General features: G+C 64.1%; 13 protein-coding genes. 2 read left to right on the top strand and 11 right to left on the bottom strand.

Going from position 1 to position 12828, the window contains the following annotated elements; genetic code table 11:
• Window positions 1-47 precede the first annotated feature (47 nt).
• From F1615_RS05095 to F1615_RS05065, 7 genes are all read right to left on the bottom strand, one after another.
• On the bottom strand, window positions 48-1403 hold the full coding sequence (locus F1615_RS05095; protein ID WP_149547644.1) for an FtsK/SpoIIIE domain-containing protein: 1356 nt from the start codon (window positions 1401-1403) through the stop codon (window positions 48-50).
• A gap of 5 nt (window positions 1404-1408) precedes the next feature.
• Window positions 1409-1756, bottom strand: coding sequence for a hypothetical protein (locus F1615_RS05090; protein WP_086699578.1), 348 nt, complete (start codon window positions 1754-1756; stop codon window positions 1409-1411).
• 243 nt (window positions 1757-1999) lie between these two features.
• Window positions 2000-2356 (bottom strand): DUF6233 domain-containing protein, encoded by a 357-nt coding sequence (locus tag F1615_RS05085; RefSeq protein ID WP_149547643.1) that lies wholly within the window; start codon window positions 2354-2356, stop codon window positions 2000-2002.
• Between the two features lie 28 nt (window positions 2357-2384).
• Entirely contained in the window at window positions 2385-3209 is an 825-nt protein-coding gene (locus F1615_RS05080) for a protein phosphatase 2C domain-containing protein (RefSeq protein ID WP_149547642.1), read from the bottom strand.
• Entirely contained in the window at window positions 3206-4057 is an 852-nt protein-coding gene (locus F1615_RS05075; protein ID WP_149547641.1) for a sigma factor-like helix-turn-helix DNA-binding protein, read from the bottom strand. The genes F1615_RS05080 and F1615_RS05075 overlap by 4 nt, the downstream gene beginning before the upstream one ends.
• A gap of 175 nt (window positions 4058-4232) precedes the next feature.
• Window positions 4233-4622, bottom strand: coding sequence for an ATP-binding protein (locus tag F1615_RS05070; protein ID WP_149547640.1), 390 nt, complete (start codon window positions 4620-4622; stop codon window positions 4233-4235).
• A gap of 97 nt (window positions 4623-4719) precedes the next feature.
• A complete protein-coding gene (locus F1615_RS05065; protein WP_149547765.1) occupies window positions 4720-5568 on the bottom strand; it encodes a helix-turn-helix domain-containing protein in 849 nt (282 codons plus the stop codon).
• A gap of 1267 nt (window positions 5569-6835) precedes the next feature.
• Here F1615_RS05065 and F1615_RS05055 point away from each other — a divergent pair.
• Both F1615_RS05055 and F1615_RS05050 read left to right on the top strand, forming a co-directional pair.
• The gene (locus F1615_RS05055) at window positions 6836-7384 is read left to right on the top strand and encodes a sigma-70 family RNA polymerase sigma factor (RefSeq protein WP_149547638.1); all 549 of its coding nucleotides are present in this window, start codon (window positions 6836-6838) and stop codon (window positions 7382-7384) included.
• A gap of 214 nt (window positions 7385-7598) precedes the next feature.
• Window positions 7599-8894 carry a DNA-methyltransferase gene (locus F1615_RS05050; RefSeq protein ID WP_149547637.1) on the top strand — a complete coding sequence of 432 codons (1296 nt, stop codon included), beginning with the start codon at window positions 7599-7601 and terminating at the stop codon, window positions 8892-8894.
• On the opposite strand, the gene F1615_RS05045 is transcribed toward F1615_RS05050, so the two are convergent.
• The 4 genes from F1615_RS05045 to F1615_RS05030 form a co-directional block, all read right to left on the bottom strand.
• Window positions 8891-10213 carry an McrC family protein gene (locus F1615_RS05045; RefSeq protein ID WP_149547636.1) on the bottom strand — a complete coding sequence of 441 codons (1323 nt, stop codon included), beginning with the start codon at window positions 10211-10213 and terminating at the stop codon, window positions 8891-8893. The genes F1615_RS05050 and F1615_RS05045 overlap by 4 nt on opposite strands.
• Entirely contained in the window at window positions 10213-11199 is a 987-nt protein-coding gene (locus F1615_RS05040) for an McrB family protein (RefSeq protein ID WP_149547635.1), read from the bottom strand. The genes F1615_RS05045 and F1615_RS05040 overlap by 1 nt, the downstream gene beginning before the upstream one ends.
• A 27-nt stretch (window positions 11200-11226) precedes the next feature.
• Window positions 11227-11871 (bottom strand): hypothetical protein, encoded by a 645-nt coding sequence (locus F1615_RS05035; RefSeq protein WP_149547634.1) that lies wholly within the window; start codon window positions 11869-11871, stop codon window positions 11227-11229.
• A gap of 265 nt (window positions 11872-12136) precedes the next feature.
• Complete coding sequence (locus F1615_RS05030) at window positions 12137-12733, bottom strand: phosphotransferase (protein ID WP_244328641.1); 597 nt, start codon at window positions 12731-12733, stop codon at window positions 12137-12139.
• Between the last annotated feature and the right edge of the window lie 95 nt (window positions 12734-12828).

The following is a 12828-nucleotide window of genomic DNA, read 5'->3' as shown; positions in this document are numbered from 1 at the left end:
GGACTTGGCGTGAGGCGGTCACGCCGACCGTTGGAGGGGAAGTGCAGCTACCCGGTCACCGGGCGCGTGGCGGGCTGCACAACGGGAGCAGCGGAAGGCTGCGGCACCACGGGGCGGAAGGTGTCCAGGCGGGGCAGTACCGGAATCAGGCCCGAAGTGTCGCGGCAGACGGCCGCCGCGTCTTCGAGGGTGAGGTGTGGGGAGCGGACCCGGGACCAGCCTCCGGAGGAGTCACCGACGACCGCGACGCCGGGTCGTTCGGCCGGGATCCTGGTGGCTGCCAGCGCCGCTTCCGGTGCGATGTCGCCGAGGGCCATGTTGGCGGACGTCTCGTCGTTGACGCGATGGCAGACCCGCCCGGTGAGCTGGGCGCGGAGCATGGTGGCGCCCTTGCCGAGTTCGGCGCCGAAGCGCTGCCCGCACACCTCCAGATAGATGCCGGCCGCGCGCCCGAGCTGGGCGAGGCGGATGAGTTTGGTGACCATGGCGTCCCGCCGCTTCTCGTCGTCCTTGCTCGCGGCGAGGAAGAGTTCGGCGACCTCGTCGACGACGACCACGACCGGCACCGGTCGCGCCTTCTCCGGCAGGCCCCAGACGTCCGAGGTGAGCACGGCATCCGTACCGGTCCCGCCCCTCATGCCGATGAGGCGGAAGCGTGCCTCCATCTCGTCCACCAGGACGTCAAGGACGTCGTTCGCGCGGTCCGGCGTATCGGCGAGCGCCGACAACCGGGGCGCAAACGGCGCCAGTTCGACGCCCCACTTGCAGTCGATGCCGACGAGTGCGACGGGTTGCCGGGCCAGCCCGCAGAGCAGGTTGCGCAGGTACACGGACTTGCCCGACTGCGTGGCGCCGAGGATGAGTTCGTGCGGCACGGTGCGGAAGTCCCGGACGTGCCAGTGTCCGTCCTCGCGCAGCGCCAGAGGCAAGGTCAGCGGTTCGGTCCGCAGCCACCGACGCGGGGGCCGCACGTCAGTGAGGACGTCCCAGCCGACCAACCGCAGCTCCAGCCGTCCCGGCTTGGTGGGCCGGACGTGCACGGCGTGCGCACCCCAGGCATGCCGTAGCCGGTCGGCGGACGCGTTGAAGTCTTCGGGTGCCTGGCCGGCCGCCATACGTAGCCGCATCACGAGTCCGGACCCGGTCGGCAGTGGCAGCGACCGACGAGGCGGCACGGGAGCGGCCTGCCGCCCCAGCATCCGGGCTGTTGCACGGCGCATGGCCGAGGCGGGCACCGTCAGCCCGCAGGCGTCCATGGTGGCCCGATACGTGGCGAGCACCCGCAGCGTCACAGCCGGATACCCGACCAACCACCAGAACAGGACCGGCAGCCGACGACGCACAGCGACCAGCGCAGCCGCCACCAGCAGCGCTAACAGCAGAATCCACAGGGCGTCGGTCATGACGCTCAGCCCTGCACCGCGGCCGGGGTGTCGACCATGACGGCGTCCGCCCGGTAGGCGATGCCGTGCCGGGTACGGCCGCCGAACTCGCTCTCCCAGGGCCGGGCGACAAGGCCGGACAGGAACACCGGTGCACCCATGGCCAGTCCTTCGCCGATGCCCTTCTCGGGCACGGTGACCTTGATCATGTCCGAGCCGCCCTGGGCGATGAACACCAGCTCCATGACCATGAGCCGGTCGTTGGTGACCGGGTCCACGGCCACCTCGCCGGTCTGCCGGTCCCTCACCTTGACCTCGGGGAGCTTGGTGACCAGCAGAGTGGCGGACGAGGTGTCCACGGGGATGACACGCATTCTGAACCTCACTTGATTCAGGCGTCCTCGTGGACGCCGAGCCGTTGAATACCCCCCTAGACAGCACAAGGAGGCGACCACCCCAACTGTCTAGGGGGGTTGACGACTACCGTAAGCCGACGTCCCGTCAACTGTCTAGGGGGGTATACGAACGTGTCGCGCGAGCGCCGATGGGACCACCCGATCTCGCAGCGGCCGGTGACGCCATTTGGGAGCCCCTCGCCCGCTTTTAGACCACCACCGTCACGGGTTGTCGAGCAGGCCCAGCGCCGTATCCGGGCGGCAGTGCACGCACGCCGTCACGCCATGCCGCAGAGCATCAACCACCTGCTCGCGGGACGCGGGACGACACCGGCCCGGCTTCGTCGCTGCCCAGCAGTCCCCGGCATGGACGGCATCCACGTCCTTCCGGTTGAGCCCGTACTGGAGCAGCCAGTCCGGAGGCGGCGGCCGCATCTCCTCACCTCGGCGCCGCTCAGCCTCGCGCCGCTCCTCGTCCGCGATCCACCCGTCGAGCTGCCGCACGGCAGCCGTCGCCTGCTGCACGACCACACGGCGCGCGAAGCGCAGCAGCTCCAGTCGGGACGGTTGGTCGCTCACACGTTCGATTCTACGGTTGGGTGTGCGGCTACGACGAGGGCACCCAGTGGAGAACCGTGGCGTCGTCCCTCGCCTTTCCGCGAGGCCATCGCTGCCCGTCGGGATCGCCGTTCTCCGCTTCCCGTACACGGCGGATGAGTTCGTCCGGGCCGGCGGACGCGAGCACGTCCAGCACGTCCGTCCAGTCGGCGAGGCCGAACCGGTCGACGAGGCGTGTCGCGCCGTCGCTCAGCAGGGTCACGGACGCCAGCGACTCCAGCGGCACCGTTCCGGTGAGGGAGTGCTCGGCTGCCCGTGGTTCGGGGCCGGCGATCCAGAAGCCGCCCGGCCGGTTCCGGAGTCCCGTCAGGTCGTCGCGGTACTGGGCCAGGGCGCCAGCGTGCTCGGGCGTGCCGGTGGGCAGTCGGTCGACCGACGCACGGAGTTGCTTTCCGACCTGGTCCAGGCGGTCGTCGGTGACAGCGGTCGTCTTCCCGTCCTGACCGGCGAGGAGGAGGGTCGAGTCACCGAGGACGAGGTACTCCAGCGCTCCCCCGCCGACGCGGACCGCGACGACCGTGCTGGTCGGGCTGGCCCGGTAGGTCAGATCGCACGTGTCCTCGTGCAGGGACCGGACGCCGCGGAGCGCGTCGGCGAGACAGTCGGCGAGCGGCCGGGCGGGGTCTCCAGCGATGTTGCCCAGCAGCAGTCCGCCCAGGGTCGAGGAGAACCACGCGATGCCGTGCACGCAGCCGGTCTCGGCCCCGGCGACGCCGACACCGTCGAGGAGGACGGCCGCACCGGGAGCGGTGGCCGCGAAGTCCTCGTTCTGCTGGTCTGGTTCAGCGGGCAGCGTGCCGAGAACGACGTTCACGCCGTCGCCTCCTCGTCGTGCAGGTACAGGGGGCAGAGAAGCTCGGCGGATTGCGGCTCTTCGGTATTAGAGTCGTACTCAACACTCACCAGTGTGGAAAAGTGCCGCTCCCCCACCTGTCCCCACAGCGTGCTGAGGTCGGAGGTGAGCAGGTGGACGACGCCGAGGGAACCTGCCGTGTGGATGCCGGCGATGGCCAGCACCGAGCCGTTGCCGTCCGGGCGGGGCAGTCGGCCCAGGTATCCGACGTCGTGCGGGCGCCTCGGCTCGAGGTCCGCCCCTGCGTGGTACGCCGTGCCGGTACGCCGGTCCACCAGCGCCCAGGGCTCACCCTCCGGGTGTTCCCAGGCGAGTACCGGGTCCTGGGCGTACAGGTCGCGCATGGCCTGGGACATGCCCGGCCCGCAGACGACGACCAGGCCGTCACGGTTGAGGTCAACCTCGCCGCTCACCTGCACGTGGCCGGAGCTGACGTCGAGCCCGTACGACTTCGCCAGCTCCTCCAGCCGCTTGCCGGAGTTCATGTCGGCCATGGCGACGACCGGGCGCTTCTTCGTGTCGTCCCACCGGAGCGGTGTCACGACCGTGACGGCACCCGTCCCAAGGAAGGCCCCCTCGGGCGCGGGGCCGGTGTGCCGGATCTGATGAATCCGCCCGCGGCTCAGGCCGGCCTTCTCGGCGATCTGCGCGTAGGACATTCCTTGCGCGTGGAGGTCCTGAACCACGCGACGGCGCAGCCGGGCGAGTTCGGTCACCTCCTGCTGCGCAGCGGCCAGCCTCGTGGTGACCTCACGCAGAAGCAGGTACGGATCACCGATCGCCATGATCCGCTGCAACTCGTCCGACATGACCACACCTCCCAGAAGTACCCAGGAGTCTAGGGCCCTAGACGGAATGGGCGGGAGGCGCCGTCCCGTACGACTTTCAACGACGAAGAAGCGCGACCGACGCCGAGGCACACCCCGAGGAGTCATCCGTCACCGCCGACATGGCAACGGCCCCCCATCAGTGACGGACGCCCGGTCACGCGCTCCCCCAGGCCAGTTCCGCCCAGACGGAACGCCCGTCGGGCCAGTTCTTCACGCCCCAGTCCTTCGCGCAGGCCGCGATCAGCAGCAACCCGCGCCCGCCCTCTTCCTGGCTGGTCACATCACACAGGTGTGGGACGCGTTCGCCGCCCTGGTCGACCACCTCGATACGGATGAAGCCGTCGCCGAAGCCGACGACGACGAGGAACCAGCCGCCTTCCGCCCCGCTCAGCGAGTGACGTACGGCGTTGGTGGCCAGTTCGCTGACAACCAGGGTGGCGTCATCTACCGGCCCCTTCTCCGCGACTAAGGCAGCGACGAAGTGACGGGCCTGGACCACTTGCTCGGCAAGACCCGGGAAGGCGCGGCACCACTTGGTACGCATGGCAAGCTCCTTGTCTGCGTCTAGGGGACTAGACAACGCGACGGCAGGCTATGCCCACAAGCGGTCCACATGCCAGGCATGTAGAGGAATTATTCCTCTAAGGGGTGACCGTGTCTCCCAGCTCGCGGAACTCCTTCATCACCCGCAACAACAGCTCACGTACCTCGTCCCCGAAGACGGCTGCGCCTTGGAAGCGGTCGAAGGTCTCCTCGTACGCAGCCACCTCAGCGGAGTCGACGGCCACCCGCTCACCGGTGAATGCCTCAATCACGACAGCCTGCTCGTCGCACAGAGTGAATCCGTGATGAGGCAGAAGCGGCACCGGGCGGCGCCACGGGATGACGCCAAGCCGCACGGTGCTCAGGCTCTCGACGGCGAGCAGCCGGTCGAGCTGGGCCAGCATCAGCGCCGGCGTGCCCGGCCAGGTCCGCAGCACGGCTTCCGTCAGCACGAACACCGACTCGCGCCCCGGCTCGTACAGCACGCTCTGCCGCTCTACGCGGGCAGCGACAGCCCGACCAACTGACTCGGCAGTCGCATCCGGGGCGCTCTCGAAGACGTGACGGGCGTACTCGGCGCTCTGAAGCAGCGACGGCAGAACGACACACTGGAACGACCGCACCGACCGAGCACCGCGGACCGCGTCATCAACGACGAGCCCAGCGGGCAGCCCTTCCGCTTCAAAATCGGTGGCGATCGCAGACTCAACGGCGACGAGGAGGTCACGGAGTTCCCGGGCCGCCGACTCATCGAGGTTGAGCGCCCGGCACAGCCGGTCCAGCACATCGACACTGGGGACCATGCGCCCGGTCTCCACTTTGGAGACCGTTGGCTGACCCACGCCGGCCCGCTGAGCCAGAGCAGCACCCGTCAGACCAGCCTCCGCACGCAGAGCCCGAAGACGTGCCCCAAGCACCCTCATCCGCTCGCGCCGTTCACTCCCCATACCCAGGGTTCTACACCACGAGCCGACAGCGACCAGGCGCAAGAGCAGCATCAACAGCCGTCAGCATGAGCGTGATTCAAAGTCTCTCTACTGGTTCAAGGCTCGCTGCGCTCGCTCGTCTGGCGAGCCAACGGCGCTTATAGATCATCGCCAACCCGGCCGCCGCACACGCCGCCCAGACGCATCAACGGCCGCTTCCGGCCCGCACACCACCGCCACCACGATCCGGCCTCAGGAAGGGGAAGACGCAACCGCAGCTCGACCCCAACGCCCCGTTTCCGGGGCCACGTCGCACCCCTTTCTACCTGGTTGCCTACACCAGTAGGTCGGATCAAACCGAGGGCCGCGCCAAGCGCGGCGGCGCCGGCCGGTCGCCGCCGCGCCGCCTCCATGTCTTCGCCACCGGCGCACGTCGCCGCCCGTCCGTCGCCGCCCGCAGCGGCCACACTCCAACACGGGCACGGGGACGAACGATGATCTCCAACGGTGCAAGTCAGGGACGCTTTGTGTTACCGCAAGAGGCCGGATCGTGGTGGCGGCATGCGGGCCAACGCTGCCAGATGCGTGGGCGTTCGTACGGCCCGCTGACCCCGCATGGGGCCACCGGCCGGGCGGCGGGCGCGGCCATGAGGAGCGCAAGAAACCCGCTGTGGCTGGGGCGGCCGACTCCGCGACTTTAGCCAGCCACTTTGGCGCGAGCCTCGAAGATCATGGCCCCAACGTCGTGCTTTAGCGGGCAGGTCCACAGACTGCCCGACGCGCTGGAAGCTTACGGGGCCATGATCACTCGCGCCAAAGCAGCTCCCGGCCAAAATCGCTCCGCCGACCGCGCGGCCAAGTGACCACTCTGGATGGCTTAGGCTCATCAGCATGGTTCAGGCTGAGGACGCATCAGGTATTAGGCAGCAGTGGATAGACGCGGGAGGTCCGGCATGCGATCACGCCAACCTGAGTCCCGAGTTCTACCTAGGCTCGCGCACCGGTGACTACGTCTGTATGGGCTGTGGCGAGGAGTTCAGTCGGCGGGAAGCTCAGGCGCTGCGACAGGCCGGGGAGTCCGCCGAGTAGCGCCAGGCCGTCTGTGGGCCGTCGTTCGCGTAGCTTGCCGGCGCGTCAGCTGCGCGAGCCCGGCACTACCGCCCATCCGTGCATGGAAGAAGTGCCTAGCGGACCGTTCGTCGCACCGTTCGCCGACTCGATCGACCGTCCGTCGCATAGAGGCGCGCGCGCTCTGTCCCCGTACGGCTCCCTGCGATGCCATACGGCAATGACGGCCGGAATCACCCTCTCTCACGGTACGACGACCGCTGAGCACGAGCTCGCCGCATTGCAGCGCGAGCACGGTCGACCGCTCTTCGCGCTGCTGCTGCGTCTGTGCGATGGCGACCGCCAGCGCGCCGAGGACTTGCTCCAGGAGACACTCGTACGTGCTTGGCAGCACCGCGAGGCACTGCGCGCAGACACCTTCAGTTCGGTACGGCCTTGGCTACTGACCGTAGCGCGCCGGCTCGCCATCGACGCGCGCCGAGCCCGCCAGGCGCGGCCCCTGGAGATTGGAGATGCCGACCTGGAGAACAGGCGCGTCATCGCCGATCACGCCGAACGAGCCGCCGCGATGCTCGACGTAAGGGAGGCTGTGAAGAGGCTCACTCCTGAGCACCGTGAAATTCTGGTGTTGCTGTACTTTCAAGGGGCCAGTGTGGCGGAGGCCGCCACAACGCTGCGCATCCCGCCCGGTACCGTGAAGTCCCGCGCCTTCTACGCGCTGCGCGCCCTGCGCCGAGTACTCCCTGGATACGCGGCTGACCTGCAGTGATTGCAGTGGCTTGCATGCCGAATCGAGTGGAGAGGACGCATCCTTCCCAAGGCTGAACCGGGGCTCGCAGTAGCGAAGCGAGTCGGCAAGGTCTCAGAACCTGGTCACCGAGGAAACACTGACAGCTGCCTACGGTACACGTCACGATCTGGTGGCCCACCGCTTGGTATCCTCTCCCGTCGGGATCCGGGAAGAACCAAAGAAGGATGCACACATGGCCTCACAGGATGCGTCCAGCACGGACGGGAACGCAACGCGCACAGCCGCCAGGGTTGTGCTTCCGCGGACCAGTCGCACGCCGGACGGTGAGGCACTGTTTGAGGTCGAAGCCCCCTCTGGGCAACGATTGCGTGAGCCGGTTGCTCAGCCAGGCGTTCCTCAGCCAGCCATCCCCGGCGCACCGCAGCGTCGCGTCATAAAGGGAGACGCCAGGTCAATCCCGCTGGAAGACAACACTGTTGACCTCGTTGTCACGTCGCCTCCCTACTGGCAAAAGCGCGACTATGGTGTCGCTGGGCAAATCGGCCAAGAACGTAAGCCGGCTGAATACGTCGCAGCAATGATGGATTGCCTTAATGAATGGCGACGCGTACTGCGCCCGACCGGATCAGTTTTTCTCAATGTCGGCGACACATGGAAGAATCAGTCGCTCGCGGGGATTCCGGGACGGATTGAGGCAGCTGCCGCAGACGCAGGCTGGCGCATTCGAAATCGCATCATTTGGGCGAAGACGCGAGGCATGCCAGATCCAGTGCAGAACCGTCTGGCTAGTCGGCACGAGTACATCATTCATCTAACTCCGCAGCGCACTTACTATTACGACCTGTTCGGGTACGCGCGAGCGTACGGTCGCAATGGCAGCACGGCTAACCCTGGAGACATTTGGGACTTTAGGGATGTTCCCTACGAGGGAAATGAGTCACTTTGGGATGAAGAAAGTCCCATCTCCAAAGTCGACTGGAATTTCGACAACCCTGGCGATATCTGGGATATTGACCTCGAACGCAATATGGCACGCCATCTGGCACCCTTCCCAAGCGAAATCGTTCATCGCGCAGTGACCCTGGCCTGCCCCACCACCGTATGCTCCGAATGCGGACAGGCCCGTGAGAGAATCGTTGAAAAGACGGCAGATCTCGACCCACAGCGCCCTCAGGCCAAGCGCGCGATGGAACTAGCCAAAGAGAAGCGCCTAACGCCGGCGCACATTGCCGCCATCCAGGCCACCGGCATCTCTGATGCGGGTAAAGCGCTTCATGTCCAGGTCGGAACCGGCCGCAATGCTGAACGAGTCCGTGAACTCGCCGCGGAAGCGAAGGCAGCTCTAGGGGGTTACTTCCGGGAGTTTACCTTCGCCCCAAAGCGTACAGTCGGCTGGACAGATTGCGGACACGATAGCTGGATCAGAGGCACAGTACTGGACCCATTCATGGGCACCGGAACCACTCTGAACGCAGCTTACGAAATGGGTCGTGACGTCATTGGTGTCGACCTTAACCCCGCGACCTAGGAATTGATTAGGTCTGCTACGGCGTTGCCGAATCTCTCCTCTTCGGATTCAGGGTGAGCTGCAGCCAGGTTCATCCGGTATTGGAAAAGGCTAACCTCGCCAACGTCACCAACTTTGAACATCCCTGAGGTCTGCTTTTCTTGGGCTGGATGGACTAGCACGACCCGATCGGCGCCGTACCGTAGCGCATACGCAATGACTTGGTCCTCACCATCGCGGTCAGAGCGCTGTTTCACGAGCTTATTCTTCACATCCAGAACGCAAGCAACGGACTCGTTATCCTCGCGAAGAATTACGATATCCGGAGTCGCGAAGGGATTACCAATTGGCAGCCGCTGTAGGTGATCTCCAACTGTACGATGATGAGCAAACAGGGAACGTTTAGCCCCGGTGTTCCCATCGGCTACAACTTCGCCCCATCCGGCGCTTGCCGCGTGCACCTCAAGAACTCTACGGACATACCTTTCAAAAAGGTCATTCATGTCCATCACAATGGATGGCAGCTTGACACCCGATTGGGCATGTTCGAGGAATATCTTTCGCTGCATCAGAGCAGCCCGAGCTACGTTCAATGCATCGCGGTAGTAGGCTCGATGGGACGGCAGTTCACGGCGTCCAGTCACTACTTCGTCATTTAGGAAACGAAGAGAGTGGTCGAGGGAAACTCCGTCAAATTTTGCGTAGAGTCCATTCAACTGTTGCCGTATGCGCCGCTTAGATCCGGCCGTCAAAAAGCCATGCTGTGTAAGCTTCCAGAGGGCATACTTAAGGCATCGGTTAGCGGCATTATCGACGGTCCTCTCGAAGTGACTGAACCATACCTTGTGCTGAACATTCTGCGCCCGCAGACGCGCTGTCTGGCTCATCATTACACGACCGGTGGGAAAGGATGAGCTATCATCAACGCGATGATAATCGCGAAGGAGCCCTCCCTCGATGACTGCCTCAACATGATGGACGAGAGCGGAAGTGTAGAGGTCAGTGAGGAATTCTTCTTTCGCTGCTCCCGTCTCATAACTGCGGATCACTGCCAGCGGAAGACGGTCAGAGCCGGATATCTCTGCCATACGCGTCAGGTTTGTTACCGGCACACGGGGCTCGACAAAAATTGCCAGTCGCTCATTCAATGGAATCAGCCCGATGTATCCGCGCGCTTGCAGACGTAGCTTCCCACCCCGGAAAGCTACAGTCAGGAAGTCCTTTTTGCTGATGTCCGGATTAAGAAGCAGAACGCCAGATTCATCCAGCAGTTCGCGAAGCGCAATGTCGATCTGGCCTTGTTCGACGCATGGGATCACACGGGGCTCTTTGTCAGACATCACTGAGGTTCCGGCTGTGGCTCTTCTTCACCGAGCACGGAAGATCCCACCCCGGCCTCTTCGGGCGCATCAATTTGAGTGGGAGGGAAGATAGCCTGCCACCGACTCTGCACTTCCTCATATCCCTGAGAGTCAAGTCTGAAGGCCCTCTCAAGCTGAAAGCGTAGCTGGTAATCCCAAACGGCGCGCAAGGACTCCTCATCGCTCACATCGCTGAAGAAAACGTGTCCAACGGCAGCGTGCGGATTGGTCTGCGCTCGTTTGTTGACGAAGTCGAAAAACCTCAGCAACCCTTGCGCCAAGGGCTCGGCAAGCTGATTGATCTCCATGAAGCTGAGCAATGCACTTCGGCTCGGCTCCATCGAAACTTGAGCGAATCTCCGACCAAATGCCGAGTCGATTTCGTCAACCCCACGATCCAATGGGTTCATCGTGGCAAGGATGACTAGATTGGCCGGCACAGTAGCTTCTGCGCCGGATGCCAACTTAAAGGGAAGGCCGCGCTTGCTCTTCTCGAGATAAGTCAGTGCCTCACCAAAGACTCTGCCAGCATCGCCACGACTCAGTTCGTCAATCACTAGTACACAGTCACGGCCTTCATTTTCCGCTGCCCTAGCCTTCTCGCACATCTCCATGAAGTGACCGTTGCGAAGGACGAAGCTGCCATCTTCAACAGGTCTAAAGCCCTGCATGAAATCTTCATACTGATACGAGGGATGAAACTGAACGTACCTAACTCTGGACTTATCGCCACTAGTCAGCGCATTGGCAATCTTATTGACGGTCCATGTTTTACCCGTCCCAGGTGGACCGGTGTAAATAATCCCGCCGAATCTTTCAAGTAGCCACCTAGCTTGTACGACAACGGGATCAGACGACTCCATCGTCGGCTCATCGGGACGGTTGGATGCGTGCTCGGCTGTTGCCGCGGCTACACCGATTCCAAGTTCATCTGCAGTCAGAAGCCGTACTGGTGCAGACGTCATTTTGACAGCCAATGGTTGATCCGCTTTCTAGGTGTTCTGCTGATAGGGGCGGCAAATTTCTGCCGTTGGCAGTTGTTGTTGTTCGTAGCTGAAGATTACTTCGGCATCACCCAGCGGTCGGCCGTCCTCCGCCAGACGGAAGTTGAACTCTTCTAGGAAAAGTGCGTGAATGCGCGCTTCGGAAGGTGTGCCTTCGTCAGAACTGAATGCGTAATTTCGAAGCATGAAAGTGCTCAAGGCTAGAGCTGGCACCGGTTCATCGTAGAGCAGATACTGGAGCGCCAATTCGGCACTGTTTTCTTTGAGGAGAAAGAGTCCGTCGTCTACTACGTCCACTACCTTTTTGGGTACCTGCCGAAGAGAGCTGGGAGCCCAACTTCCAGCAAGGTTCGCATTCAGCCAATATCGCTCAGGCTTCCTGACGTCGTTAAAAAATGGACGATAGAAGGGTTTGTTCGGTGGACCACCGGGCATCACCAAGTAATTACCGAGATCGCCCCATATGGGTGAAACGGGTGTCGGGTTGGTCTCGTCGGGGGTCAGACTGTGAAGGTGGAGATACGCAAGGAAGAATGGATGAATCCGCTGGTTACTCAGCGTGTCGATGGCCCAGCGGATGACCTCTGTGCGCACCACGTAGCTTTGGGTAACGCTCACTTGCTCGTCAGTCACGTTGATCACTCTAGGGCGGGCGCCGCCGGCTCGTGGCCTATTCGTGGACAGATACCTCCCTCACGAGCGGCCACGCGGCGTTGACCAGCTAGATTGCAGCTGGTGCAAGCCCCCTCCGGAGCCGTGTGCACAGGTTCCAATTTTGCCGGGGCACCCACCTAGCACGCTTCAACATTGAGGTGTGACCAGGGCGGATGCCGACAGAGAAGGGCGGGGGTCAGTCTCATTGGCTCCCGCCCTCTCTCGTTGTTCTCCAGTGGTCTCGTCAGTGACCGGCCACGCCGTCAGCCATCATCCGAAGCCAGACCTCTCTCGCACGTCGCCGCAGAGCGGGAACGAGTTCCACGTTGTCTCCGCGTTCGGCGCTCTGCAGGAGTTCGGTGATGACCACCAGCTCCGCGAAGCGCCCCTCCTGGCTGTCGAGAATGGCGCAAAGCTCGTAGCGGAGGCGCTCTGCCGTCTCCGGGACCCCGAGGCTGTAGGCGTGCAGCAGGGCGGCGTCGTAGGCGGCCGGGGCAGTGCCCCAGCCCTCCCAGTCCAGGATGCCGAGCTCATGGCCGACCAGGTTGGCCCAGTGCAGATCGCCGTGCGCGGTGGACCATGCGGGAGGCGTCGTAGGGACGGGCCCGTCGAGGAAGGCGAGGTACTTCGGCATGGCGTGGTCCAGGTATGCCTGGCGTACTGCCGTACGGTCGGTGGGGACCGCCGAGAGACGGACGAGGGCCCTGCGCAGGTCGTTCCACCAGGCTGTCGTCAGGGGAGGTCCGGCGGTGACGAGCGCGGGGGTGGGCGAGACGGTTTCGCCGACGCGGTCGTACAGCTCCGCCTTGTACGCGTTTCCTGCCTCTGTCCACTGCCGCACGAGACGTAGGCCAGGGCGTGGCACCTGCCGGGGCACCAGCCGTTCGGCGTCTTCCGGGCCCGTCCACAACTTGCCGCTCGCCTTGTCCAAAGGGC

The organism is Streptomyces marokkonensis (assembly GCF_008312835.1).
Taxonomy (GTDB): Bacteria; Actinomycetota; Actinomycetes; order Streptomycetales; family Streptomycetaceae; genus Streptomyces; species Streptomyces marokkonensis_A.
This window is presented reverse-complemented; position numbering and strand designations above follow the sequence as displayed.